This window comes from Micromonospora sp. NPDC002717 (genome assembly GCF_040295705.1).
In the GTDB taxonomy this organism is placed as follows: Bacteria; Actinomycetota; Actinomycetes; order Mycobacteriales; family Micromonosporaceae; genus Micromonospora.
Genome location: NZ_JBEOVW010000020.1, coordinates 94,131 through 118,499 on the forward strand (window position 1 = coordinate 94,131; position 24,369 = coordinate 118,499).

The following is a 24,369-nucleotide window of genomic DNA, read 5'->3' on the forward strand; positions in this document are numbered from 1 at the left end:
TTGAGGCGGAAGGAATGTTCATCGGGTGTGCCGGTGCCGGAGCGCCACGCGCTCGATGAGTGCCAGGGACTGCACGAACACGATGCCGGCCGCCGCCGCAACCAGGACGGCCGCGTACAACTTCTCCGGCCCGTTCGAGTAGTAGTAGGCGAAGGTGAGGATCGCCCGGCCGATGCCCCGGCCGGTGCCCGCGGAAAGCTCGCCCACGATCGCGCCCACCACGCTCGCGGTGGCGGCCAGCCGGAGCCCGGCGAACACGAAGGGCAGTGCTGCCGGGATCCGCAGCCACCCCAGCACCTGCCAGCGGCCCGCGCCTACGCTGCGCATGAACTCCAACTGGACCTTCGGCGGTGACTTCAGGCCTCGTAGGGCGTTGATGGTGACCGGGAAGAACGCGAGGTAGGCGGCGATACCGGTCACCGCCACCCAGGGCGGCGCGCCGGCCTTCCCACCCCAGATCACGATCATCGGTGCGATCGCCACCAGGGGAACCGTCTGTGATGCGACCAGCCAGGGCATAAGTCCCTTGCTGAGCGGCACCACGTGCAGGAAGACGACCGCCAGCACCAGGCCCAGCGACGAGCCCGCCAGCAGACCGTAGAACGCCTCGCGGAGCGTCACACTGGTCTCGCCGAGGAGATAGCTGCCCAGCACCATCGAGTCGCCCCGCCGGGCCGGCTCGACCAGGGCGCCGAGAATCGACCAGACGTGCGGCATCGAAAGATCGTCGGTGGCGACCGGGAAGGCGATCCCGGTGCCGGGCACGACGTCATCGACGGCGCGCCCCAGCGCCTTGTAGCACTCCCAGAGGCCTGCGAGCGCCGCCACGACCAATACGGCCCCGACGGCGTTCAGCACGCGTTTCCTCGCGGCGGACAGGCGCCCGGATCGGCGCAGTGTCACTCGTTCCACCTGCCCGGCCGGTCCAGCCTCGGCAGCCGGTGTAGTGGCGGTTCTTGTCGCAGTCATGCAGGCACTCTCCGAATCCCTCGGAAGCGTCGTCTGGCGTGAGATCCGTCGGTCGGCCCCGCCGGGTCGGATCACTGAGTGAACTGGTGGTTCACCATAGAAGCGTGACGCAGGCCACGTCAACGGTTTGGCCAGGACATCGATTCACCATCTGGAGGCCGCTCCCGACCCTCGCCACCTGCCGGATACCGCAATCCGGGTCAAGCTGCCGTCTCCGCAGCCAATACCAACGGAAGTTTGCGTCCACTGGAGTGGTGTACGACTTGCCCGTGATGGGCGTGTTGCGTAGATGAGAGACGGCCATCGCGTCGATCCTTCAAGGCGACCACGTCAGAGAGGGAAGAGAACGCGATGGCCGCATCTGAGAGCGTGAACCCTGTTGACCTGCTGCGCGAGCAGATCGAGGGCGCCACGCCGGACGTGTTGCAGGCGATGATGCAACGTTCGCGCGGGCGTTGACGTCCGCCGAGGCCGATGCGATCTGCGGTGCCGGGTACGGGCAACGCAGCGACGATCAGGTCAACTCCCGTAACGGCTACCGGCCTCGGGAGTGGGACATCCGAACCGGGACGATCGATCTGGCGATCCCGAAGCTGCGGCAGGCCTCCTACTTCCCCCGACTGGTTGCTGACGCACCGGCGGCGGGCCGAGCAGGCCCTGGTGTCGATCGTGGCGACCTCCTACCTGCTCGGGGTGTCCACGCGGCGGGTGGAGAAGCTGGTCGAGGAACTCGGCATCCGGCAGCTACCCAAGTCGCAGGTCTCGGAAATGGCCGCTCACCTGGACGCCCAGGTCGAGGCGTTCGGCAACCGGCCTCTAGACGCAGCGCATTACACGTTCGTGTGATGGACGCGCTGACGCTGAAGGTCCGCGAACACGGGCGAACGGTCAACGTCCACGCGCTGATCGCCGTCGGGGGTCAACGCCGACGGCCAACGTGAGGTGTTGGGCGCCGACGTCGCCTCGGACGAAGACGGCGCCGGCTGGCTGGCGTTCCTACGCAGCCTGACCGCCCGCGGCCTGTCCGGCGCCCGTCTGGTCACCTCCGACGCCCACGCCGGCCCGGTGGCCGCGATCGGGGCGGCGCTGCCCAGTAGGACCAGATCGCTGCAACCGGCCTCGATGATGTTCAAGAAGAGATCGCCACAGTACGGGGGGCGGCTGGCAGGTCTGAGTCCTCGGCTTCCCCATCGAGCCGGGACGTCAGGTTCTTCGGGGGGATTCATGGTGAACAACCTGGCCTGGTTCAGGGGTAGCAGCCCAAAGAAGGGTGCTGCGCCGCTACCGCCCAACGTCGTCAGGAAGGTGCGGTAAGGCTGAGGAAGGGCGACCGAGTGTTCGACCTCGAATCGAGACGCCTCCGCGTTGGAGATTGGCGGATCGAGCTCGAAGCGATGCTTCTCTTCCCCGAAAGAGTAGCTGCGACATGGGAGATAGGGGACCTTGGTCAACTTGCGTCGGATGCGGGTGATCCGAGAGTCCATGCATACTTCTTCCTCTGCCGCCTGGCAAGTTACTCTGCCAGCAGCCGTAACACAATGAGGGAAGTGTGGACACGGGCGGAGGCCGCTCGGCAGTGGCCTGGCTTGGCCTGCTTCGCCACGCTGGCCGCCACGCCCAGGAGCTGACCGCCGTTGACCGTCGGCACCCATCCAAACGGGCACGCAAGGGGCACGGGACTGTCGCTGCCTCCCGGTAGAAGCCGATCCTCGATGCCGGCAAGCCGTTCTATCGTCGTGATCGCCTGGTGACCGTCGATGCTCACGCTGAAGGGATGCGACGGACAGGGATGCTGGGACTGATCTGCGCGTTGGTGCTGGCCGGGCTGACCGGCTGCAGCCCGGCCACCGAGGGCGCGGTCGGGGTACGGCTGGACACCGACGGCCGGCTGGTCGGGGTATTCGACTGGTGCCGGGGCAAGAGGACCGACGGGATCACCCTCTACCTCAGCGAGGACGACGGCGGGGTCACCGACAAGGTAATCCGGCTCGAGCGGGAACCCGGCCGCAGCGCCCGCACCGCAGAGGAAGTCGTGCTGCTCGAGCCGGCGGCCGGCTGGCAGACGAAGCTGGCACCGCCCACGTTAGACGACGGCCAGATTTACAACCTGCGCGCGTGGAACAGGGACGGCGGCGCAGTGGAGGACTTCCCGTTCCGGATCAGCGAGCTGCGCGGCCGGACCGGCTCCGCCGTGATCCTCACCAAACGGTGGGAGGGCGCGGAGCACGGTGGCTACGTCGCCACGTTCCATACGCCCGAGGACTTCGCCCGCTACGCCAACACGGTGTGCGACGGCTGAAGAGGCCGCACCTGACCCGGTCGGCATCGTCTGGCGCTTGTAGGCCATCCGCTTCCCGGTAAAAAGGTGGCCGCCAGTCTGCCCCCATCCCCCGGAGGGGTACCAAAGACTGCGTCGCCCGGTCGGGGTCAAGGGTGGCCGTAGGCCATCGGCGTGCCGACGCGCAGCGCCCTTGACGCCGGGCGGGTGGCGTAGAGGATCGGGCACCCGGGGGATGGGTCACGCCCTGGTCCTCGTCGTCATCAAACCGAGGGCGATGCCTACGAAAGTCCGGGGGCAAGCAGCTCCGCTGCGCGGCAGCCGATCGCCCCAACCTCGACGGGAAGCAACCCCGACTGCGATCGTCCCGCCTCAGCCCTCAAGCTCTTGGGTCCCATCAGCGTGGCCGGCCGGCCCGGCCGATGCCGGCCGAAGGTCGCCAGCAGGCCGGGGCCGGGCCGGCGCGGCCCGCTTGCGGGCCGCCTTGATCCAGAGAACGATCAATTCGGCAGACGTCCCGGGTAGCCACCTGAACTTGACCCCCAGTAGTCCGGTGGTCCAGCGGCATGCTCAGGCACGTTTGCCCAGGTCACCTGGAGCATAAACCGGCCGAGTAAAGGAGTCGTCGCACCACTCCCCCGTCACTATCGACTTCCCTGCTGTCAGCCGACGAGCAGCGTGTGACTTCGCCGCCGGTCGGCTAGCGGGAACCGGCCGGCTGCCGTGGGATTCATGCCGGAGAGCGACGTCTACCACGAATCCGCGCTCGTCGTTCGTTGCGCACCAGGTAAGCGCATCAATCGTTTGCTGGTCTCGCTGCCATGGCTCATGTCCGGGCTCATCTTCCCACGCTTTGCCCGCTTACCAGGTGCGCCATCATATAGCGATGCCCCATCGTCTGTCCTATGCTGACGCCGTCAAGATCTTGGGCGGCTCCGGGCCTCTCGCCAAGGCCGTCGACAACCTGCTCGGCAGCGTGCTCACCGTAGCGACTGCGGGCGGCAGCGATCTCGCGATCAGCCTCTTCGACGCAAAAACCGAGGTGGTCCGGCTCGGCGGCCTGGTCACGGCCAAGATCGGTGATTCCGTACGCGGGCTGGGGCGCCACGACCGCAGTGAGCGGCTCCAAGCCGCGCACGCTGTCCTGGTGGTCACCGCGTTCTTCGAAGAGCTTGACGGTTGCCTGGCCGCGGCGGGTATTCGCGAGCCCGGCTTCAACCGGGAGGACCAGCTTGGATTCGCCGCCGGTCGAGGTGAGGGGACGCTGGTCGACCGCTTCCTGCGCGCGCCGGTCCCACTGCCTGCGCCCGATCTCCCGTACGCGAGCCTCCTGACCGCTCTGAAGTGCTGGTTCGCCGATGAGTCGGCACGCATGAGCCGCCATCTCACCGGGCTGGCCGTCTGGGACCAGGCCGACGAGCGCGCGCGTCGCATGCTGGCCGACCTGCTCGACCGGCGGCTGCCCGCTGCTGCCGTCGCCCGCTACGACGAGATCCACCGCCGCCTCGCCGAGGAGATCCCCGAGTTCGCGCTCTGGGCCGATCGCCTCGAGGCGCGCGCCACCGCCCGGGGCCTGGAACGTCTCGAGGCGCTGCTGCTGCGGGCCGGCTCGGGGCGCGACCCGGGCCTCCACCGGGCCGCGCTGTCCCGCGCCTATCGCGCCGAACTCGACCGTCCCATCCTCGGCGGCGACGCGGGGGAACTGCTTCTGCCGACCCTCGGAGCCGCGTACCTCGATCCGCGCTTTCGGGTCCGGACAGCCGATCCGGGCGCCCGTCCCGCCGACGACCAGTGGTGGGCCGGCGCCAACGTGCGCGACGACTTCGCCGGATTCCTCGCCGCCCACCTGACCACGACCCAGGCCACCGAGGCTCCGATGCTGCTGCTCGGCCAGCCCGGCGCCGGGAAGTCCTCGCTGACCCGCATCCTCGCCGCCCGCCTGCCCGCCGGCGACTTCTTCGTCTGCCGGGTCCCGCTGCGCGAGGTGCCCGCCGAAGCCGAAATCCAGGATCAGGTCGAACGGGCCTTGCGCCTCGCGATCGGCGAGACAGTGTCCTGGGCAGAGCTCTCCCGCGATGCCGACGGCGCCCTGCCGGTCATCCTGCTCGACGGCTTCGACGAGCTCCTGCAGGCCACCGGCTTACACCAGTCCGACTACCTCCACCGGGTCGCCAAGTTCCAGCAGCGGGAGGCAGCGTTGGGCCGCCCGGTCGCGGTCATAGTCACCAGCCGGATCGCCGTCGCGGACCGCGCCCGCCCGCCCGTCGGTGCCCTTGCCGTGCGCCTCGAGCCGTTCGACGAGGCCCAGATCGAGCGCTGGCTGACCGTCTGGAACGAGACCAGTCGGCTCGTCAAACCCTTGACGCCGGATGCGGTGCTCCGCTTCCGCGACCTCGCCGAACAGCCGTTGCTGCTACTCATGCTCGCCCTCTACGACGCCACTGGCAACGCTCTGCAAGGCGACGGCGCGGCCCTCGACGACGGTCAGCTCTACGAGCGGTTGCTGGCCTCCTTCGCCGAGCGTGAGGTGCGCCGGGTACACGCCGGACAGCCCGACTCGGCCATTCCGGGGCTGGTCGAGCAGGAGCTCCTCCACCTGTCGGTGGTCGCCTTCGCGATGTTCCACCGTCTGCGACTGTGGGCCACCGAGCGCGAGCTGGACGACGACCTCACCAGCCTCGGCATCACCCCGCCGCACCGAGGCCGTACCGAGGCCTTCCGCAGCCCGCTCACCGCCGGTCAGGAGATGGTCGGACGCTTCTTCTTCATACAGCACGCCCAAGCAGTTCAGGAGGACCAAACCCGGCAGACATACGAGTTCCTGCACGCAACCTTCGGCGAATACCTCGTGTCCCGGCTCATCGTGCAGGCTGTCCGCGACACCGAGGCCCGCGAGTCGGCGGGCACGCTAGCCCTGCGCTTGGGCCCGGCGAACGACGACGACCTGCTGCGGTCCCTGCTCGGCTTCACGCCGCTGACCGCCCGCGCCACGGTCCTGCCGTTCATCGCCGGCCTGCTCGACGGCCCCGACCGCAACCGCATCCGCACCTGGCTGACTGGCCGCACCTCCCAGGCCATGACCCGCCCGCAGTACACCGAGAGCCGCTACCGCCCAGTCGACAAGCGCATTGACCACTGGATGGCCACCTACTCGTTCAACCTCTTCCTGCTGACCCTGGCCTGCGGCGGTGAACTGCGTGCGTCAGAACTGTTCACCCGGACCAACGACCCGGCGGCCTGGCTGCGCAACTCGGCCTTGCAGTGGCAGGCCGCCGTTCCCAGCGGCATGTGGATGGACGCCATGAAGGCCCTCAAGGTCACCCGCACCTGGCACCACGGCCGCCGCGACATCGTCGTCGAGCACGCGCGCGCCTGGACGGCCGACCTCCCGGATCCGACGAACGTCTACTGGATCAACGGTCTGGAACCCGGCGAGAGCCGAGACGAAATTTTCAAGGCCGCCTTCGAGATAGCGCCCGCGCTCAGGTCCATGCACCTGAGCAACCACTTGAGCGACGACACGCTGCTTCACGCCCTGGAGCCGCTAATCCGCCGGATACCTGCGACGTTGACCCAGTTCGCGGAGCGAGAGTACGGCGGCCACCTCTCGGTCGCGCACACCCTCATCCGGATGTGGCTGGCGGTCTCGCTGAACGTCCCCTCGGATGAACTGGTCGCCGCCTGCGATGACGCTTCCTCCGCCGTGGCGGACCTGGCCCCGTTCGACGAAAGGACTACGCAGGCCATCGGGGACGCCACGGAAATAGTGCTGGGCACCATGCGCGCCGAAGCGCACCGTCTGCCGCCGGACAAGGTGTGCGGGATAGTCCATGAGCTGATTGACGAAGGGTGCATGACCCTGCGCGCGGCCGTCTGCGCGATTCATTGCCTGGTTGCTTCGAGGGCTGCGGACGACTCCTACGGAGCCTCGCTCACCTCGGACCTGATCCGAGAGCACGCACATAGCATCGACCGCCACGTGCTCGTCCCGGCGTTGCGTGCGATCGTCGATGGCAAGGGAGCCGAGCATGCAGACCTTCCTCGCTTGGCCGCAGCTCTGATCGAGGCCGGGCGCCAACCGGAACTCGAACGCGCGGCCCCGGACCTCACCGACGCCCTGTTCGCCCGCCCAGGAAACAACGCCCCGACCGCAGGCGAGTCCGGGTGATGATAATGGGACACTGGCACGTTAGACAACAGCGAACGCCGGTCACCTTTGATGGTTCTGACGATGATCTCGTGATCGTACCGGTCCCCGCCATAGCCGCCGCGTGATCACGCGGACGCCAAGATCACGACGCGCTTACCCACATCTGACGCGCACCCGCGGACGGACTGCCCAGGGCAGAGTGTCGGCGGACAATGCGAGACTCGCCATATGCCCGTGCGCTTCACCGATGCCGAGGCTCGACACCAGCTGACCGCGCTGGGCTACAGCGCTGTCGCGGGGTACCCGGGCAGCACCAAGGCGTGGGCGGCCATCTGCGTCACCTGCCACGAGGCAGTAACGGTCGTGCTGAACCGTGTGAAGCGTGACGACCGGCCCCGGTGCCGCTGTCGACGCGAGAAGCGGGCGGCAGCGCACCAGGCAAGCGGCGGGCTCAAGGTTCGCAACAACGCCGACCGAGCCATCGGGCGGATGCGGACATACGACTGGGAACCGCTGGAGCCGTACCCGGGTGCAAGGACGCGCTGGAGCTGCCGGTGCTTGAGATGCGGAACGGTCGGGACTCCGATCATGTCCGGACAGGACCGCGCGCGTGGATGCGCAGGATGCAGCGGACGGGTCGGACGAATCACCGACGAGGCCGCTCAGCAAGTGATGCGCCAGGCAGGCTGGATTCCCACAGGTCCCTTCCCGGGCCCGCGCGAGCCATGGGAATGCGCATGCGCGACCTGCGGCAAGATCGCCAAACCCCGGTACGAGACAGTCAAGAGCAATGAGAGCGGATGCAAGCTCTGTGCGGCGAAAGAGAACGGCAAGCGTCGTCGGGAACGCTTTGAATCGACCGCTGTCGGTGTGATGCGCGCGGTGAACCTGGAACCGCAGGAACCGTTTCCCGGCGCGAACAAGAGGTGGCGATGCCAGTGCCTGACCTGCGGAAGCTTCACGCAGCCCACGTACAGCAACGTCTCAAACGGTGGCGGCGGTTGCGAGACCTGCCGAAGGAGGAAGCAGGGAAACTCCAAGCGAAGCCGATTTGCAGAGGAGGCGACCGAACGCTTGCGCGCGGCCGGCTACGAACCGTTGGTCGAGTATCCCGGGGCGGCGCACCCGTGGCGGTGCCGCTGCCGATGCGGGCGCGACACCACGGTGCGGATCGGCAACGTCGACGCCGGTCAACGCGGATGTCGCCGCTGTGCCGTGTCAGGGTTCAACGCGTCAAAGCCAGCGATCGTGTACCTGCTCCACAACGCGGAACTACAGGCGCTGAAGATCGGGATCACGCAGGTCGGCTCAACACGCGTCGGGAGGTTCAGGAAGCTCGGCTGGTCCGTACTCGTCACCGAGGCGTTCCAGGACGGGATGGATGCGCTGAGGGTTGAAGACGCGATCCTCACCTGGTGGCGCAAGGATCTTGGGCTGCCGCCCTACCTGGCGCCAGGCTCGACCCGAGATGGGGGCTGGACCGAGACTATCGATGCCGGCTCGATCGGCCGGGCCCTCGTCCTGCAAAGGCTCCGGGCAGAGGTGGCGAACGTCCGCACCCGCGTGTCTGGCAACCCGCGAGGTGGTAGCTCTGGCACCGCCGCAATCCCACCTCAGTCACTACAAGTCCATATGGACGCCGCGAAGGACAGCCGCGACCCCGAGCGGCATTTATCGATCAAAGAGAGCAATTGAACCTTGCCCCCTGCCGAAAACCTCACCCGCCCTGGTAGGAGCCGGTGCATGGGAGGTCCCAGATGTCGACAGCGCTCGCTCGAGTCGGCCTCTCGCGCGGCTGGCGATCGCTGCCGCATGATGATCGATCTGCTGCGACTGGCCTAACCTGGGCGTGACGAACGCATTCGCCATGCTGCGTCCGCTGCCGATAAGCGACCGGGACAAGGACGTGGAAATCCTGGCGTTGCGCCATCAGATCACCGTGCAGGAGCGCCAGCTGGGCAAGCAGAACGTGCGCTTCGACACCAGATCATGGTGCTGCAGCGACAGCTCAGCGAGAAGCGTCCGCGGTTCGACCCGAGCGACCGGCGTTGCTGCCCGCACCGCCGCACCAGGTTTGGTCGTTGCCGCGGCCTGCCCCGGATGCCCTTGATCCGGGGGACCTTGTCGACCAAGGGCATGAGTTGGGTGACGTCGTGGGGTTGCCGCCGGTCAGGCTCGCGGCGAGGGGATGCCGCCCGCGTCGGTGATGACGTGGTGTTTCGAGCCTGGCTTGCGGCGGTCGACCGGGCTCGGACCGGTTTTGGGCCACCTATGAGCGCCCGGATGTGGGAACCGTCGATCACCGCCCGGGACATGTCGAGTTGCCCGGTGGCACGGAGTTTGCCGAGCAGGACCTCGTGCAGTTGCTGCCAGACGCCGGCGTCGTTCCAGTCCCGCAACCTGCGCCAACAGGTCATCCCTGACCCGAATCCGAGCTCTTTGGGCAGGTACTCCCAAGGGATCGCGGTGTAGAGCACGAACAGGATCCCCGGGACGAGCTGACGATCACCGGTGAGTGGCCAGGCATGCCGGAACTCGGCGACGACGACCGCATCGCCTCCCAGGTCTCGCTCGACGCCTCGGGCCTCGAACGCACCCTGCACGTGCTAGAGGGCATCGCTGCCGAAGGCAAGGAATGGATCACCCACGAGAACCGCCGAGAACGCGCCGGCCTCCGGCGGCTCGTCGCCGCGATGGAGGGCTGACAAATGCGATGCTGCTCGGCGCGGGGGTCAGGGTCGGGCAGCACTGCGGTTTGGGATGCTGCGGGGTGGTGCTCGGTGACACGGACGTCATCGATCCAGCCTCGCTCAGGGGTCAGCCGGCTGGTACCTGCGGACCTGCTAGGGGCGTTAGTGCCGACACCTGCCGAAGGGTTGGTGATGTCGGCTAGCTGACGGCCCGGCACCTAGCGCTGACCCAGGGTCCGGGCGCGAAGAGGCCGCCACACCACTGCCCCGACCGGGTTGCCCTCAGAACAGTAGAAGCGCGTCGAACTCCGGTCCTTCGTCCCTGCTGGCCATGACACCTCGCCTGCCGCTCATACGGCGGCGGCCCGCGGGACCATCGCCCACCACTTCCCCCCGCCCCCGCCACCCGTGCACGCCGGGGGGGGAGTGCGCATCCTTGACGGATCGACAAGTAGGACCGTCACATGCAGGCAGGACATACGGGGTTGTCGCGATGCTGTCGCAGCCAAACGGGGCAACGGTAGAGGTGGCAGAAGCTCACCTCTACTGAGGAGGACGTCATGAGACAGAACCCGAACCGGGGCCGCGTCTACCGCTGCTGCGCCTGTCGTGACAGCACCGGCCGACTACTCGGCCCCCGGTGCCCCAAGCTGTCCAAGGCGCGGCACGGCGGCTGGGCGTTCGCCGTCGACCTGCCGAGCCTGAACAAGCGCAGCACCATGCGCCGTACCGGTTTCGCCACCAAGGCAGCGGCCTCGGCGGCCCACTCCCATGTGCTTGAGTGCGAGCGCGCCGGTGTCAGCCTCGACGACAGCGAAACGGTCGCCAGCTACCTCACCTGCTGGCTTGAGACCAAGTCCCCGAGCCTCAAGACGAACACCGTGAACCGCTACACCGCCTACATCCACAACGACCGACCTCATCCCCGCGCTCGGCGCCGTGCCCTTGGAGCGGCTCACTCACGACCACGTCACCCAGATCATCCAGCGTGAGCTCGCCGCCGGCCGCGGCCCAGTCACCCTGCGCCGCTGCGTGACGACCCTGTCGAGCGCGCTCAACGACGCCCGCCGCAACCACCGGCTGCCCCACAACTCCGCCCGCTTCGCCATGTTCCCCCGACCGCCGGAACCCGAGCTCACCTGCTGGAGCACCAGCCAGACAAGCGCGTTCCTGCGGCACTGTCACGCCGTTGAGGATCCGCTCGCGGACCTGTTCGAGATGACGGTCTGCACCGGGATGCGCAAAGGCGAGACTCTGGGCCCGCACTGGGCCGATGTGGACCTTGATGCGCGGGCACTGTTCGTGCGCTGGACGTTGGTCAGCGTCGACAACAGCCGCAGCATGTTGAACGCGCCCAAGACCCACGGCAGCCGGGCCTGGGTCGCCCTGTCCACCCGCGCCGTCGACGCGTTGCAGCGGCAACGCCGCCGCCAATGCCGGCAACAGGTGACCGCCCGCCATCACGACAATCTCGACCTCGTGTTCGCCAGACCCGATGGGCAACCCCTACGGCCGCAGTACGTGCTCGACCACCTGCGCCGCCTCACCGCCGACGCCGGGCTTCCGGCAATTCGGGTGCACGACCTGCGACACATCGCCGCCACGATCATGATCAACCAAGGGGTGCCGATCGCCGTGGTGTCCAAGACGTTGCGCCACAAGAACGTGGCCACCACCGTCGACATCTACGGCCACCTCACCCGCGACGCCGCCGCCGACGGCGTGAGCGCCATTTGCGCGGCCCTCGACGCGGCCGACGCCTGGGCCGCCTGAGCGCCACTGCAAGATCCGTGCGTAGATGCGACAGCAACGCGACAACACAGCCCTGAAACAACCACAGGGGATATGCCTCCGTCGGCATATCCCCTGGTCAAATGCGTCGGGACGGCCGGATTCGAACCGATGACCCCTTGACCCCCAGTAGTCCGGTGGCCCAGCGGCATGCTCGTGCACGTTTGCCCAGGTCGCCTGAAGCATAAACCGGCCGAGTAAAGGAGTCGTAGCACCACTGCTTCGACAAGCACCAACCAGCTCCTGCCGACAAGCAGCGCGCAGCGACTTGCCTCCCACCCCTCGACTGCACTGTTGAAACTCGTGGCCGACCGCGACTGGGCGGCACAGCGTCCCAGCGATGACCTCAGTCGAGCACCTGAGCCTCGACGACCACGGATGAGCCGGTGGCTGTCTTGCGCACGTGTAGGCGCGATGGTATGCGCCTGCGCAGTTCCGCGACGTGGCTGACCAGTCCGACGGTCCGGCCACCGGAGCGCAGGGCATCGAGCGCGTCAAGCACCTGATCGAGCGCCTCCTGATCGAGACTGCCGAAGCCCTCGTCGACGAACAGGCTACCGAGTTGGGTACCGCCTGCCTCGGCCAGGACAACATCGCTGAGGCCGAGGGCGAGACACAGCGAGACCAGGAAAGTTTCCCCGCCGGAAAGCGTGGCCGGGCGCCGCTCCTGGCCAGTCCACGCGTCGATGACGGACAGGCCGAGCCCGCTTCGCCCGGCGCGGCGGCCTGTGTCTGACTCGGTGACGTGGCGCAGCAGGTAGCGGTTGTAGGTGACCTGCCCGAGGCGGGTGTTTGCGGCCGTCACGACGTGCCGGAACCGGTAGGTCAGCACATACGTGGAGAGGGTCATCCGGGCATTGCTGTCGCTGCTCTTGCCCTCGACGAGTTGGGCGAGCCGGTTGGCGATCTCGTACTCCGCGCGGATGGGCTTCCATTGGGCGAGGGCGTTGACCAGGTCGGGGCCCAGCTGCTTCAGGCGGTCGTGTTGCTCGACGGCAAGGCCGTGCTGGGCATGCAGCTCGGTGGCTCGTTGTCTCGCGGTTTGGTAGGCCTGTTCGCTGCCCTCGACGTCTGGTGGTGGTTCGTGTGCGGCCGCGAGCAGGGTGGGGTCCTGTACTCGTCCTGCGATTTTGTTGTACTCGCTGTCGAAGGCGTCGACTCGTTCCTGGAGTTCGACCAGCTCGGGGTTGGCCAGGGCTGCGCTACGCGCTGCCACGGCGTCGGCGAACTCCGACAGGTGCAGGTGGTGGTGCGCCTCACGGTGGGCCTCGGTGAGTTCCTTTGCTGCCTGGCGCCACTCCCCCAGGCTGCTCGCTGCGGCCTTGATCTCAGCGAGTTCCCGGGCCAGTCGAGTCATCCGTAGCCGCAGGCTCTTGTCCTCGCCGCGGATGGCGCCGATGGTTTCGGTGAGTTCGGTGATCTGCTCGGTCAGGGCGGCCTGTTGGGTGGTCGCCGCTGCCTCATCGCGGCCGATCTCGGTGGCCTCGCGGTGTTGATCGGCCAGTAGCACGTCGAGGGTTTCCAGTTGGGCGCCGAGTTCCTCGGCCAGTTTCGCTGCCTCGGTCGCGGCCCGAACCGACTTGCGTGCCTCGGTGACCTTCGACATCGCCTGGGTTGTCGTCAGGTCGCCGTCGCCCGCGAACAGATGAGCGGCGAACGCACTCGCGCCGTCAACGCGCTGACCGCGCTGCTACGCACCGTCGACCTCGGCGTCGACGCCCGCCGCGCCTCGACCACCACGACCATCACCACCATCGCGGCTTGGCGCACCCGAGACGAGAATCCGACCCTGGTCGTCTGCCGAGCCGAGGCCGTCCGCCTGGCCCGACGCATCCGCGCTCTCGACGCCGAACTCGCCGCCAACCACACCGCCCTGCACGAAGCAGTCACCACACAGGCACCGCAACTGCTCGACCTACCCGGCGTCGGCGCCGTCGTCGCCGCGACCGTTCTACTGGCCTGGTCACACCCCGGACGTATCCGCTCCGAGGCCGCGTTCGCCGCCCTTGCCGGCGCATCACCACTACCGGCCTCATCAGGCAACACCACCCGACACCGACTCAACCGCGGCGGCGACCGACGCCTCAACCGAGCCCTCTGCACCGTCGCCCTGGTCCGCATGGGCCACGACTCCCGCACCCGTGCCTACGTCACCCGCCGCACCGCTGAAGGTCGCACCAAACGCGAGGTCATGCGCAACCTCAAGCGCTACATCTGCCGGCAACTCTTCAGAACCCTGACCAGCACACGCCCAGCTACAAGCACCACTTGACAGCTATAGAAGCATCTCATTCCATGTCGCCTTGTCTACACCGTCGAAGAAGCCCATCGTCGAGGCTTCGCTTCGCCCAGCAGCCCGAACGCCTCCGCAGGCCCAGCAACGACGAGCAGCCCCCGCCGCCCGCCAAGCGCTCACGCAGCAGCCGCAACCGCGCACTCAGCAGTAAGCCAGCCGGACCAAGGCCCTCGGCCAAGATCCGGCTGGCTCAAAACTGCTCTACAGGATCAAGACGGCCCGGCTGACGCCGGGCCGCGCGCACGCGCTATGGCCTACGGCCCCGCCCGCACACGCCCACCAACACCGAGCCAACCACGAGCCCCGGCCATCGACCAGCCGGGGCCGTGACGATCCCTTCACCAGCCACTCTCAACGAACGCTTCCGGTATCGACGCCGCACCGCTACGCGGCGCGCCACCGCACGCTTACCTCCACACCGGATCGCAATACATTCCTTGCCTTTGACGGCAACGGTGACGGCAACCCGAGCAGACGAATGCGACTGCCGACAATCGACGACTACGAGGCGTAATCATCGGGAATTCGGCTTGAAGTGCCAGGCAACGTTTACCCAGAACGCTACCTGACTCCCTTGGCCAACTTTGGATATCAGCACGGTTTACTGACTCCCTTGTTCTGGATTTAAATCCTTGCCCGTGAGAGGGTCGCTATACCCGCCTGCAGCGCCGCGGAGAGCTCTTCCCGAGCAGCTTGCCGCCGCTCTCCCAATATTGCGTCTGCCTCTTTCATAGCTGAAACCTCGTCGAAGCGCCTCCACGCCTCATATACAGCCCGAGTCTGTTCAAGGGGAAGTCCGGCCAGGGTAGCCGCCTCCTTAAGCCCATGCTGCGAGGTCTTCCCTTCCTTCAAAAACCACAGCGTAAACAGGGAGTGTTCTGCGATGAAGCGCCCGAGAAGCACGCGAACCTCGTGACCAAGGTAGTCGCACGACAGCATTCTTATCGCAAGGTTCGCCTCAACACTCCTACTAGGTTCTAGCAGCTCACTCGGCGGCTCCCACTCATCCGGAACCTCACTGAGCCAATCAAAATCAGGCATGGGCACGGTCCCCGCTATTCCGACAATCAGCTTCCATGGACGCTAACCATGCTTCCTGAGCAGCCACTCGGTCGCAGCCTTCGTGCGGGTAGGTATGTCTGAAACGCCGCCGGCCCGGAGAACCTGAGCACAGTAAGTGACACAACTCTGCGTAGCTAGATTGTAATCTGGATATTGCCCTCTCGCCGTCCTCGCCATCATGACTTCTGCGTACGCCATTGCACCCCCCGGGTTAGACAGAGGAATGCGAACATTAATGGTGTTCGGCGATGCGTGACCTCCAACGCCTCACAACTGGCCGCCAGCTCCGCCCGGCGCATCGCCACCACGGCCTCCGGGTCATGCCCCGGGTCGCCCGGCTTCACCCCGCCGGGCCCGTCCCCGCACCGCCCATCCGTGCAAGTTACGAGCACCGTCGTGATCCCCTCCGCCGCATACCGAGCGAGAACGCCGCCAGTACTGGTCGCCTCGTCGTCCGGATGCGCGTGCACCGCCATCAACGTCAGAGATCGCTCAGTCACCCCACCACAATACGAGGGACGTCCGACGCACCAGCATTGCCGCGGTCCACGACGGCGGCTGAAACGAGGCGAGACGCGTTGGCTCCGGCAGTTGCTGGTTAGCAGGCGGGCTCAGCCCAATCCGGGGCGGCAGCAGGCACTGCTGCGGGACGTCCGACACCGGTACGGCGCCCACCCGCAGGTCCGGTTTACCGAACAGGTCGAAGCAATCACCCGAATACTGAACGACGACGGCCTGGTGGTGGCCCAGATCGTGAGCGAGGCCGCCGACGAGGCCCGCGCGGCCCCACAGACCCAGGTTCCCGACGTACCGGCGGACGGGCCGGCGGCTCCTGGTGCACCGCCGAAACTACCGGTCGCTGTGGAAGGAGGCCGGACCGCAATCAAGGGTCCTGCGATTGGGCTCGGCGCCGCCGTGCCGCCGCCGACCGCTCAGCCAGTTGCAGCATGTACGCGGTCCTCGCGTGTTTGGCCATGGCGGCTCGGATGCCCTCGGGCAGCGCGCCGTCGGGGTCGACCTGGCGCTCAAACCGGCCGAGGAACGCCTTGGTGCCGGAGGATGTGCGGGCCGTACGGTCAATGGTGTTGGCCCAGGAGGCATGTGCGGCAATGCGGGCACGGCGGCGACGCTGCTCCGGGGTCATGCCCCCTTCTCCCCCACGCCTCCCTGTATGCAGCTTCTTCTCGCGGTCAGACACGTTCACCGATCCCCAGTCGAGCTTGCACCTGCTGGGCCCGCTCGGCGGCCGCGCTAGCGCCGTAGCGTCGCGGCATGTCGTCGGATGTCCAGCCGAGCACCAGCATGAGGTCGCCGGTGTCTCCCCCGGCCAGCTTCCACTCGTGTGCGTAGGTGTGCCGCCAGCGGTGTGCATGTACGCCATCGACCCCGGCGCGCAGACCGCGCCGTTTGAGCATCAGTTTGATGCCGTGGCCAGTCAGGGGCTGCGCACCGCGTACCGCTAGCCACAGATGGGGTAGCCCGGAGCCCTTGTGCCCGCTGCGGGCGCGCAGGTAGCGGCTGACCGCCCGGGCGGTTCTGGGTCCGAGTCGGACCCGGCGGTCCTTGGCGCCCTTGCCGTGGTAGCACACCGTGTCCAGCGACAGATCGACGTCGTCGAGTTGCAGGTTGGCCACCTCGGACAGCCGCGCTCCGGTATTGGAAACAATCGGACGATCGCTATGTCACGAACGTGGACGAACTCCTTGCCCCTGCACGTATCCAGCAGCTTCTTGGTGTCCTCGTCCCGGATGATTGGGACGAGTCGCTTTGGCGTCTTGGGCTGCCGTACCCGCAGCATGGGCGAATGGTCGATCTCCTCCTCGTCGACCGTGAGCCACTTGAAGAACTGCTGCAGGGCCTTGTGCTTGTTCAGGGCCGTGGCCGGCGACCGGGTCTCGATCATCCATGCCTGAAACGCCTCGACGTGCCGCCCCGTCACGGCGGTCGGAGTCAGTGCCGCCTCCCCTGACTCCCGTTCGCTGTCGCCAGCGAGGTACCGGCCCAGTTGAGCAGCGGCCAGCAGGTAGTTGTAGCGCGTGGTCGATGGGTAGTTTCCCGACCGCAGCGACCGATCCCAATCGGTGAGGAACGCCGCCCACACCTGGGGCAGACCCATCTTCAGCTTGGTCAGATCGCGGTTCATGACGACCCACCCTGCGGCGTCAACACCGGGCGCCGATGCTGGTGCGGTGTACTGCCTCCTTGCCGCCTCCGAATCGATTCCTCAACACGGCCACCCCATGCCCGTAAGGTCGCATCGACCGCCACCAGCGGGTCGGGGACAGCAAGAGCCTGCAGCCCGCCGAGCCCGACGGTCAACACGGACCGCCCCACCCCACCGTCCGCCCAGGACACGCACACCAGCGGACAGCCCGCCCGCAGCGACGCCGCCCGCCACCACAGCCTCTCCACCCGGGTTCCCGCGCCGAACTCCCGCGGGATCTCCCGCACCGCTGCCTCACCGACATGACGCGGCCCCGAAGGCACCAAGGTCACGGCTCGGGCCGCGATCTGCTCGGGGGTGGGAGCCGGCGGGAGGGCCCTCTCCCTGCCCGCCGGCTCCCCCTGCCCGCCGCCGCGCCCGCCGGAAGGCGCGCGGGCGGCGAGCTGTTCGGGCTGCTCGTCCGATGGACCTTGCACGTCCACCTCCCCGTAAGGCTTGCCGTACAGCACTGACCGACGCCAACATCGACGCGGCCGGTCCCCCGTTACTGTCGCGACCTGGACGCTGACCAGACGAAGCGGGCCCTACAGCGACGACGTGTCCCCTCCTACGCCGCCGCCCGCGTGCCGGGATGCCGTCTCGCGTACGGCAACCCGATCCGCTACGCTCCAGGCAACTCCAGTTCGGGTCCAACCGAACCGCAGTTGCGAGAGCGATACCGAGAGCTAAGCACAGGTCACAAAGAGCGTCAACCGCAGTTTTTGTTGTGGCCAACTGTGGTTGGAGTTGGGGAGACTCCATGAAGGACACACCAGCCGACCAGGCCGAAGACGCAGCCTCCCACCTGATCCAAACGAGGCTCCGAACCCTCTTCGAGGCCAGCACCGAAGGGCGGCCACCTTACACAGAGGCCGAGGTTGCCCGGGAACTCACCAAGGCCGGCCACCGCATCACCGCCGAAGGCATCCGCAAGCTGCTGCGCGCACCCCGAATCAACCCCAAAGCATCCACGCTCCGCGCGCTCGCCCAGTTCTTCGACGTGCCCGCCGGGTACCTACTCGGCGACCACGAAGAACCCGAAGAACACAGCCAGCGCGTCCGCGTGATGGCACGATCCATCACCAAACTCTCACCCGCCGCCCAAGACGGCATCGCCGCGATCATCGACAACCTTCTACGAATTGAGGAAACCGCCCGAGGGGGCGACAGCACGACACCAAGCCACCGATGGACCTGAGCAGGAGCCAGACAGCTCAAGGCAATAGGCCTCATCTGCTTGGGGCCCTCGCAGCCGGCAACGTCGGCCGCGGCCTGCGTCCAGCCTCGCCAGTCCCAGGAACGTCGTACTCTGCTCGCAGCGGCCGTTCAGCTGCTCGGTCCAGCGTACTGAGCGGTCGACGGGCGGCGCGTGCCCTGGAATTCTTGGGAGCAGGCGCATGAAAGCTGACGCAACTGCGCCGGATAGAGTCGCCGTCGGATTCGAGGAGGCACGGCCGCGTGAGTGGCGCAGCATTCGACGTGTCAGCGGCCGTGCTCAGGACGCCGGGATTTGCCAGGGTCGGCCAGCTTGTGCCCGACGACCAGGATCTCCTGACCGTCCCCGTGGGAACGAAAGTCGGAAGCGCGCTCGATGTGATGCGTGCGCACGACTACGACCAGCTCCCGGTCGTCACCGCCGCGCAGCGCGTGATCGGCGTCTTCACCTCTAGGTCGATTGCCACAGGGCTGCCGCCCCTGCGCAACAGCGCCCTCAATGCCACTGACCACCTCAACAACCAAGATCAGCCGTTAACTTGACACTCCCGGATGCGGTGGAACGCCAGGCGGCCGCCTTCCGAGCGCCTGACGTTCCACGGCTTCGACGCCCCGCTGGAGATCGCCAGCGCCCCGAGTCCGCGGCGCTACCTCGCCCAGTTGTGCGACTTCCTCGGCTCCAACCGAGCCGGGGAGATCGACGGCCTGATCGGTAACGACGCGCGGTGGAGCGATCCGGCCGCGATCTGGGACCCCGGCAGGTCGATCGGACGCTCGGCCGACGCCCAGCGCCTGCGGGTGATCGTCGACGACCTGCTGACGGAGCTGTACCTGCAGGCGCCTCAACGGCCCGAGGGCTGGCGGGCGGCGTTCGCCCAGGCGACGAGCGCGGTCGCACTGCTGCGCTACCACGCCGAGGCCGCAGCGCCGCTTCCACAGGACGAACGCTTCGCCCGCCTGGCCGCGGTCCGGGACGCGCTGATGGCCGAGAACCTGCTCGCGATCCGCTCAGCCGAGGCGCTTCGCGGGCCGACGCTGGTTTCGCGCACAACGGGCACCTGCAGCGCCACCCGGGCACGATGACGATGGCCGGGATGGAGGTGTCCTGGTTCAGCGCCGGCGCAATCGTCGGTCCCTGCTCGGCGACCGGTATGCGGTGATCGTCGGCAGCCTTGGCGCGAGTCCCGCGCTCGACATCTCGGCACCCGCCCCTTCGCCGTACGAGGGCAAACTACAGCAGAAGATCCATCTCCCCCGATACGTCCTCGCGTCCGTCGTGGAACCGACCGAGCAGAGGACGCATGACTACCGGTACTTCCCGCTGAATCAGGCCACTGTCGAGCACCCGGATGTGGCGCTGCATTTCCCGACCGGCACCGACCCGACGATGCTCGCCGAGCGTAGCCTCGCGCTGCCCGGCGCCGAGCAGCTCGTGGCGAGCGAGGAAAACGGATCGCCGGAGGATGCCTGGGGCGACCCGTTCTTCTTGTCGGCCCGGACCGCCGCCAGCCCTTCGCCACCATTGTCGAACATGATGTGCCGGGCTTCGACGAGGCCTCCCAGCTCGACCGCCCCGGCGTCTTCCGGCTCAGCCTGGACCTGGGCCGAGCCGAGTTCGAGAGGCTTTTCGGCTTCCCGCCCAAGGAATTCGAGGAGCACCGGGACGAGTTCGACTTCGCCCGGCTGGACACGGTCGTGCCACACCCCGGCTACGCGCTCTACGGCTTCGGCAGCATGTCATGCCCGACCCGCAGATGCTGCCCGAGATCGACCGGCTGCTCACGATCGCTCACGCCCGAGCAGTCGAACGCCACGAGCGCGCATCCCGGCGGGCGGCCGACCAGCAGGGCGCGTTCGCCGACAGCGCGGATCTTGGCGGGGTGACGATTGCGGTCTTCTGCCGGAGTGAAGTTGCTCCAACACGGCTGTTTGTCGTACTCCGGCCATGGTGGCGTTGGTCGATACCCTGACCAGATGCGACCTTTCCGTGCGAGCCTCGGACCACTGCTGCTACTTGCCCTCGCTGCCTGCTCGGGTCCCGACACGGCCGCAACCGCGCCTTCCTCGACGCCGGCCGCGCCGCCCCGGCCCGGGCGGCCGGTGTCGAGCGCCAACCCGTACACCGCCGACGGCCCCGCCACGACCACGGATTACGGCGCTCCTGGTACAGCGCACGCGAAGATCATGTATGAGCTGCAACAACAGGTACTGAACCAGGCCGGCTCGCCCGCGCATACGTCCGTGACCTGCAACAAGAAGTTCATCACCGGCAACGTGAAGGCGAGGTGCACGGTGAAGTTCGACGACCTCGCGGTGCCGATGGACGTGACCGTGTCGATCGCCGACCAGTACCTGACCTGGTCCGCCGTCGCCTCGGTCGGCGTGCTGTCCCGGACGAACGTGGGGTTTCTGTGGAACAGCGAAGCAGCCAACAACAACGCCCGGCCGGGCACCGCGATGTGCGACGCCGCGATGCCCGACCAGGCGGTGTTCCCCTTCGGCACGACGCCGTTCTACTGCTGGTACACCACAGAGTTGGGCACCGTGGTGGAAAAGCAGGTGTCGGTCGACCGGCGGAGCATCACCTTCGAGAAGGCCTGACCGAGCCATGAGGAGACTTCGCACGCCGCCGAGGGCAGAGTCGCTCCGCCGGGCAAACTCTCGTTTTCGAGTACAGCCTCAGCCCATTGATGAACGCCCTTGAGGACATGCCAAAGATAAGAGGTGCCTGCGGCGTCCACAAGAGCGTCTAGAGTCTGGAGGCCCTGACCCGGTCCGGCCCTTGCCGGGCCGACCAGCATGAACGCGGCGTCGATCTCAAGGAGTGGATGCGGATGTCCGAACCCGTCGTGGTCGGTCTCGACGTCGGGGTACGTCCACCCGGGCGACCGGCCGAGAACCTGGACGTCTTCGACTTCCAGCTCACCGACGACGAGATGACCCGCATCGCCACGCTCGACACCGATGCCAGCGTCGCCTTCGACCACCGCGACCCGAAGATGGTCAGCCAGATCGGTGGCATCCGCCTCAGCTGACCATCCAACGGCGGCCACCGCGACCTGCGCCGCCGCGATCCGTATCGCGCCCTACAACTTGGCCGCAGTGCTGCTCTCGGCCTACTTTACCGACACACGCCTCGCGGCCCCCGCCCTCGACGCCGCGGACCCCCGCACTCACACTCGGGTGTCCGCCCGCACCTACATCCTCCCGCACTACCTGCTGCTGCTCGGCATCATTTGCCACCGCCACGGGCATGCACGCCACGGTCGCCCACCTCGACCCGTCCGGCAGCGCCGCCGCACTCGGTCTCTCTGGCGAGTTCGCCCTCTTCCTCACCGGCACCAGCGCCGCCGTCAGAGCAGCGATCACCACCGAGGCCACGGCGCCATCGCGCCGATCTTGTCAAACGGAGCGATTTGACGTTGATCCTTCTTGACGGTTCTGTCCGCTGTGGCGTCAGGTGTAGGCCAGGAGCCTGCCCGCGACCGTGACACTCGTCCACGACGTCAGGGAGACGACTGCGGCGATCCGGGCAGGCACAGGCGATGGCTCGCCCAAGTCCCAGTCAGACACACCGCGGTAGGTGCGCCTGTGGAAGATCAGGATGTTCAGGCCTGCGATCAGGATGAGGCCGAGCTTCCACGGAGCGCTGCCACGGTCAGCCATGAGGCTGGCGCCTGGCAGGAACATGAGGACGCCGGTGACCGCCGCGATCACGAACCCGAGGCGTGACAGCGGGAGGAGATAGTTGGCCACGGTCGTGACCCGCAGCTTCTGCCTGCCGAGTCCCAGCAGCCGGAGATCGAAGGCCGCGGCCGGGCCGATGAGAAGGGCGATACCGATGATGTGGATGCTCTCGAGCACCGGATATAGGTAGGCCGTGCCACGGATGGCTTCGGCGAACCAGCCGTCCTCGAGCCAGGAGAAGAAGTCGTCCATGACGAGCGCCCTCACGCCCGGCGCGAGCGTGCCCGTAGGTAGAGCGCCCCGCCCACAACGACGACCACCAGGACGACGCCGACCGTGCCCCACACCACAATCGCCGACGTGCCCTCGGAATCCTCCGCAGCAGCTGACGCATCCCGGCCTGGGTTGGCTGCCGGCGCATCGCTCTCGGGATACGGAACCGGCAGCGGCCTCGCCGGCAGTTGACTGCCGAGCACCTGGTTGACCGGTTGACCGTCCTCGAACCAGAACACGACCGGACGGAACTCGTCGTCGTGACTCCTGCCGATGTAGCCGACCGCTTCGACCCGCTCACCGTCGACGAGCGGACGGTCGAGACCCCACCTCCCGGTGAAGCTCGGCGGCGCGATAACAACCTCCAGCACGTCATGGGAGCCGCTGTACGACGGGGCATCGTTGATCGGTCCGCTGTCTTCGGTAGCCTGCAGCTGCTCAGGCAGAGCCAGTTCGGGCGTGTCAGCGGGGAGATCGCTTTCAAGCGTCACCGTGAAGTAGGAGTGCGGTTCGCCCCAACGAACCTCCGAGACGGTACCCGCCATGTAGTAGAGGCGATCGGTGTCGAAGTCGTCGAACCCGTGGTGAGCCTTCGCGGCATTGGCGGGGAAGACGATGAGCATTACGGCGGCGGCGATGGATGCCGCCGCGAGCCTGCCACGACGGGTGCGGGCGTGTCGTGTGGTGCCTTTGTTGACGTGCATGGGGAGTCGATCCTTCCGAAAAGTTGTGAGGTCGGTCGCGCCTCAGCTGAGCGATACCTTCGTTCGCTCAGCGAAGGCGGAAAGCAGCGCATCCTGCGATTCAGGGTCGTGCACCGCGGGATGCACGCGCGTCTCCGGTTTCCTTTGGAAGAGGAACTGCCCGGTGACCTGGCCTCCCGGGTAGGTGTCTTCAGTCAGAAGAACCAGGGTCATGTAGCTCTCGCGGAGGTCGTCGGGGGCGTAGGGGCCGTTGTGAACCCCCATGAGGGTGGGCACCCAGCCGGGGGCGACCGCGTTGACGCGGAGCAACGGGCGCCGTCGGGCTACCCCGGTGGCGAGCGTCGCCATGTGGAGTTTGCTGTCGTTGTAGTTGACGTTCGTTCCGCCGGAGCGCAGCTCGTCGAGTTTGAGGTCGCCGCTCAGGTGAAGATCGGAGGTGAGGTACATCATCTGCTCGCGAGGAGCGTCGACGACAGCGGTCAGCAGGTACGGGGACAGCGAGTTGGCGTTGAGGATCTGCTCGTTGGGGAGGCCGTACTCGCCGGCGTTGTGGATGATGACGTCGAAGGCTCCCAGCGCGCTGATTTGCTCGGCCAGCGCCTGGGTCTCCTCCAGATTCAGCAGGTCGCCGACGACGACGGCCTCGAGACCGGGGAGATCGCGCCGGACGTCTGCCTCACGCTGCGCGTTTCGTGCGTGCGCGACGACGGTGTGCCCGCGCCGGAGGAAGTAGGCGGCGGCGAACTGGCCGACACCGGCGGTGGAACCGGTGATGAGGATGCGCTTGGGATCGCCGTCGGTGAGCGGTTGGATGTTCTCCTCGATGTAGCGCAGCTCGTCCGCGACGTGTTGCGTGTTGTAGATGTCCACCCCGTACAGCTCGCCCCGGGGTGCCAGGCCACTGCCGTCGGTCTGAACCGGGGCCGGGATCGTGGGTGCCGAGCTCGGTGTGTCCTCGCGCTGCCGAGGGCTGCTGGTGCAGGCGGCCAGAAACCCCGCCCCAAACACGGTCGCGGAAAGGAGGAGGATGCGTCTGGTCATCTCGGTCATA

22 protein-coding genes and 6 pseudogenes are annotated in these 24,369 nt (G+C 67.3%); 16 read left to right on the forward strand and 12 right to left on the reverse strand.

Annotation, left to right across the window (positions count from 1 at the left end):
- Window positions 1-18 precede the first annotated feature (18 nt).
- A complete protein-coding gene (locus ABT006_RS25560; RefSeq protein ID WP_350710332.1) occupies window positions 19-828 on the reverse strand; it encodes an ABC transporter permease in 810 nt (269 codons plus the stop codon).
- A gap of 596 nt (window positions 829-1,424) precedes the next feature.
- On the opposite strand from ABT006_RS25560, the pseudogene ABT006_RS25565 reads away from it, so the two are divergent.
- From ABT006_RS25565 to ABT006_RS25590, 6 genes and pseudogenes are all read left to right on the forward strand, one after another.
- Window positions 1,425-1,523, forward strand: a pseudogene (locus ABT006_RS25565) (hypothetical protein); the annotation flags it as partial.
- 115 nt (window positions 1,524-1,638) lie between these two features.
- Window positions 1,639-2,283, forward strand: a pseudogene (locus ABT006_RS25570) (transposase).
- A gap of 460 nt (window positions 2,284-2,743) precedes the next feature.
- Complete coding sequence (locus tag ABT006_RS25575; RefSeq protein ID WP_350710334.1) at window positions 2,744-3,268, forward strand: hypothetical protein; 525 nt, start codon at window positions 2,744-2,746, stop codon at window positions 3,266-3,268.
- Between the two features lie 865 nt (window positions 3,269-4,133).
- Window positions 4,134-7,415 carry an NACHT domain-containing protein gene (locus tag ABT006_RS25580; RefSeq protein WP_350710336.1) on the forward strand — a complete coding sequence of 1,094 codons (3,282 nt, stop codon included), beginning with the start codon at window positions 4,134-4,136 and terminating at the stop codon, window positions 7,413-7,415.
- 210 nt (window positions 7,416-7,625) lie between these two features.
- The gene (locus tag ABT006_RS25585; RefSeq protein WP_350710337.1) at window positions 7,626-9,092 is read left to right on the forward strand and encodes a hypothetical protein; all 1,467 of its coding nucleotides are present in this window, start codon (window positions 7,626-7,628) and stop codon (window positions 9,090-9,092) included.
- A gap of 154 nt (window positions 9,093-9,246) precedes the next feature.
- On the forward strand, window positions 9,247-9,507 hold the full coding sequence (locus ABT006_RS25590) for a hypothetical protein (RefSeq protein WP_350710339.1): 261 nt from the start codon (window positions 9,247-9,249) through the stop codon (window positions 9,505-9,507).
- Here the strand turns inward: ABT006_RS25590 and ABT006_RS25595 are convergent.
- Window positions 9,464-9,904 (reverse strand): annotated as a pseudogene (locus tag ABT006_RS25595) (IS5 family transposase); the annotation flags it as partial. The gene ABT006_RS25590 and the pseudogene ABT006_RS25595 overlap by 44 nt on opposite strands.
- A gap of 18 nt (window positions 9,905-9,922) precedes the next feature.
- Here ABT006_RS25595 and ABT006_RS25600 point away from each other — a divergent pair.
- The 3 genes from ABT006_RS25600 (at window position 9,923) to ABT006_RS25610 (ending at window position 11,860) form a co-directional block, all read left to right on the forward strand.
- Window positions 9,923-10,102, forward strand: coding sequence for a hypothetical protein (locus ABT006_RS25600; RefSeq protein ID WP_350710389.1), 180 nt, complete (start codon window positions 9,923-9,925; stop codon window positions 10,100-10,102).
- 545 nt (window positions 10,103-10,647) lie between these two features.
- A complete protein-coding gene (locus tag ABT006_RS25605; RefSeq protein WP_350710341.1) occupies window positions 10,648-11,079 on the forward strand; it encodes a hypothetical protein in 432 nt (143 codons plus the stop codon).
- On the forward strand, window positions 11,027-11,860 hold the full coding sequence (locus tag ABT006_RS25610) for a site-specific integrase (RefSeq protein ID WP_350710343.1): 834 nt from the start codon (window positions 11,027-11,029) through the stop codon (window positions 11,858-11,860). The genes ABT006_RS25605 and ABT006_RS25610 overlap by 53 nt, the downstream gene beginning before the upstream one ends.
- Before the next feature lie 364 nt (window positions 11,861-12,224).
- On the opposite strand, the gene ABT006_RS25615 is transcribed toward ABT006_RS25610, so the two are convergent.
- Entirely contained in the window at window positions 12,225-13,484 is a 1,260-nt protein-coding gene (locus ABT006_RS25615; RefSeq protein WP_350710345.1) for an SbcC/MukB-like Walker B domain-containing protein, read from the reverse strand.
- A gap of 39 nt (window positions 13,485-13,523) precedes the next feature.
- On the opposite strand from ABT006_RS25615, the gene ABT006_RS25620 reads away from it, so the two are divergent.
- Entirely contained in the window at window positions 13,524-14,150 is a 627-nt protein-coding gene (locus tag ABT006_RS25620) for a transposase (protein ID WP_350710347.1), read from the forward strand.
- A 648-nt stretch (window positions 14,151-14,798) separates the two neighbouring features.
- Here ABT006_RS25620 and ABT006_RS25630 read toward each other — a convergent pair.
- From ABT006_RS25630 to ABT006_RS25650, 5 genes and pseudogenes are all read right to left on the reverse strand, one after another.
- Window positions 14,799-15,215 carry a hypothetical protein gene (locus ABT006_RS25630; RefSeq protein WP_350710349.1) on the reverse strand — a complete coding sequence of 139 codons (417 nt, stop codon included), beginning with the start codon at window positions 15,213-15,215 and terminating at the stop codon, window positions 14,799-14,801.
- Window positions 15,216-15,475: 260 nt separating this feature from the next.
- Window positions 15,476-15,736, reverse strand: a pseudogene (locus ABT006_RS25635) (PIG-L deacetylase family protein); the annotation flags it as partial.
- A 383-nt stretch (window positions 15,737-16,119) separates the two neighbouring features.
- Entirely contained in the window at window positions 16,120-16,380 is a 261-nt protein-coding gene (locus ABT006_RS25640; protein WP_350710351.1) for a hypothetical protein, read from the reverse strand.
- A 46-nt stretch (window positions 16,381-16,426) separates the two neighbouring features.
- Window positions 16,427-16,870, reverse strand: a complete 444-nt coding sequence (locus tag ABT006_RS25645; protein ID WP_350710353.1) for a tyrosine-type recombinase/integrase — start codon at window positions 16,868-16,870, stop codon at window positions 16,427-16,429.
- A gap of 251 nt (window positions 16,871-17,121) precedes the next feature.
- Window positions 17,122-17,379 (reverse strand): annotated as a pseudogene (locus tag ABT006_RS25650) (integrase); the annotation flags it as partial.
- An 820-nt stretch (window positions 17,380-18,199) separates the two neighbouring features.
- Here ABT006_RS25650 and ABT006_RS25655 point away from each other — a divergent pair.
- The 4 genes and pseudogenes from ABT006_RS25655 to ABT006_RS25670 form a co-directional block, all read left to right on the forward strand.
- Window positions 18,200-18,637 carry a hypothetical protein gene (locus ABT006_RS25655; RefSeq protein WP_350710355.1) on the forward strand — a complete coding sequence of 146 codons (438 nt, stop codon included), beginning with the start codon at window positions 18,200-18,202 and terminating at the stop codon, window positions 18,635-18,637.
- Between the two features lie 260 nt (window positions 18,638-18,897).
- Window positions 18,898-19,197, forward strand: a complete 300-nt coding sequence (locus ABT006_RS25660; protein ID WP_350710357.1) for a CBS domain-containing protein — start codon at window positions 18,898-18,900, stop codon at window positions 19,195-19,197.
- A 9-nt stretch (window positions 19,198-19,206) separates the two neighbouring features.
- A complete protein-coding gene (locus ABT006_RS25665) occupies window positions 19,207-19,737 on the forward strand; it encodes an erythromycin esterase family protein (RefSeq protein ID WP_350710359.1) in 531 nt (176 codons plus the stop codon).
- A 453-nt stretch (window positions 19,738-20,190) separates the two neighbouring features.
- Window positions 20,191-20,349, forward strand: a pseudogene (locus ABT006_RS25670) (DUF6194 family protein); the annotation flags it as partial.
- 23 nt (window positions 20,350-20,372) lie between these two features.
- Here ABT006_RS25670 and ABT006_RS25675 read toward each other — a convergent pair.
- Window positions 20,373-20,768 carry a hypothetical protein gene (locus tag ABT006_RS25675; RefSeq protein WP_350710391.1) on the reverse strand — a complete coding sequence of 132 codons (396 nt, stop codon included), beginning with the start codon at window positions 20,766-20,768 and terminating at the stop codon, window positions 20,373-20,375.
- On the opposite strand from ABT006_RS25675, the gene ABT006_RS25680 reads away from it, so the two are divergent.
- A complete protein-coding gene (locus ABT006_RS25680; RefSeq protein WP_350710361.1) occupies window positions 20,755-21,255 on the forward strand; it encodes a hypothetical protein in 501 nt (166 codons plus the stop codon). The two genes, ABT006_RS25675 and ABT006_RS25680, sit on opposite strands and share 14 nt — an antisense overlap.
- 233 nt (window positions 21,256-21,488) lie before the next feature.
- Window positions 21,489-21,689, forward strand: a complete 201-nt coding sequence (locus tag ABT006_RS25685; protein WP_350710363.1) for a hypothetical protein — start codon at window positions 21,489-21,491, stop codon at window positions 21,687-21,689.
- 421 nt (window positions 21,690-22,110) lie between these two features.
- Here ABT006_RS25685 and ABT006_RS25690 read toward each other — a convergent pair whose 3' ends face one another.
- Genes ABT006_RS25690 through ABT006_RS25700 form a run of 3 tightly spaced genes read right to left on the reverse strand, consistent with a single transcriptional unit; the run spans window position 22,111 to window position 24,368 of the window.
- Window positions 22,111-22,593, reverse strand: a complete 483-nt coding sequence (locus ABT006_RS25690) for a DUF6644 family protein (protein ID WP_350710365.1) — start codon at window positions 22,591-22,593, stop codon at window positions 22,111-22,113.
- Window positions 22,594-22,604: 11 nt separating this feature from the next.
- Window positions 22,605-23,318 (reverse strand): DUF6152 family protein, encoded by a 714-nt coding sequence (locus ABT006_RS25695; protein ID WP_350710366.1) that lies wholly within the window; start codon window positions 23,316-23,318, stop codon window positions 22,605-22,607.
- A gap of 42 nt (window positions 23,319-23,360) precedes the next feature.
- Window positions 23,361-24,368 carry an SDR family NAD(P)-dependent oxidoreductase gene (locus ABT006_RS25700; protein WP_350710367.1) on the reverse strand — a complete coding sequence of 336 codons (1,008 nt, stop codon included), beginning with the start codon at window positions 24,366-24,368 and terminating at the stop codon, window positions 23,361-23,363.
- Window position 24,369: the final 1 nt, after the last annotated feature.

Bases quoted from the DNA above. Each gene is read 5' to 3' on its own strand.
- ABT006_RS25665 (WP_350710359.1), top strand. From the start codon at position 19,207: ATGCGGTGGAACGCCAGGCGGCCGCCTTCCGAGCGCCTGACGTTCCAC.
- ABT006_RS25700 (WP_350710367.1), bottom strand. From the start codon at position 24,368: ATGACCGAGATGACCAGACGCATCCTCCTCCTTTCCGCGACCGTGTTT.
- ABT006_RS25655 (WP_350710355.1), top strand. From the start codon at position 18,200: ATGAAGGACACACCAGCCGACCAGGCCGAAGACGCAGCCTCCCACCTG.
- ABT006_RS25640 (WP_350710351.1), bottom strand. From the start codon at position 16,380: ATGACCCCGGAGCAGCGTCGCCGCCGTGCCCGCATTGCCGCACATGCC.
- ABT006_RS25575 (WP_350710334.1), top strand. From the start codon at position 2,744: ATGCGACGGACAGGGATGCTGGGACTGATCTGCGCGTTGGTGCTGGCC.
- ABT006_RS25630 (WP_350710349.1), bottom strand. From the start codon at position 15,215: ATGCCTGATTTTGATTGGCTCAGTGAGGTTCCGGATGAGTGGGAGCCG.
- ABT006_RS25600 (WP_350710389.1), top strand. From the start codon at position 9,923: ATGCCGGAACTCGGCGACGACGACCGCATCGCCTCCCAGGTCTCGCTC.
- ABT006_RS25685 (WP_350710363.1), top strand. From the start codon at position 21,489: ATGTCCGAACCCGTCGTGGTCGGTCTCGACGTCGGGGTACGTCCACCC.
- ABT006_RS25585 (WP_350710337.1), top strand. From the start codon at position 7,626: ATGCCCGTGCGCTTCACCGATGCCGAGGCTCGACACCAGCTGACCGCG.
- ABT006_RS25615 (WP_350710345.1), bottom strand. From the start codon at position 13,484: ATGTCGAAGGTCACCGAGGCACGCAAGTCGGTTCGGGCCGCGACCGAG.
- ABT006_RS25690 (WP_350710365.1), bottom strand. From the start codon at position 22,593: ATGGACGACTTCTTCTCCTGGCTCGAGGACGGCTGGTTCGCCGAAGCC.
- ABT006_RS25580 (WP_350710336.1), top strand. From the start codon at position 4,134: ATGCCCCATCGTCTGTCCTATGCTGACGCCGTCAAGATCTTGGGCGGC.
- ABT006_RS25620 (WP_350710347.1), top strand. From the start codon at position 13,524: ATGAGCGGCGAACGCACTCGCGCCGTCAACGCGCTGACCGCGCTGCTA.
- ABT006_RS25695 (WP_350710366.1), bottom strand. From the start codon at position 23,318: ATGCACGTCAACAAAGGCACCACACGACACGCCCGCACCCGTCGTGGC.
- ABT006_RS25605 (WP_350710341.1), top strand. From the start codon at position 10,648: ATGAGACAGAACCCGAACCGGGGCCGCGTCTACCGCTGCTGCGCCTGT.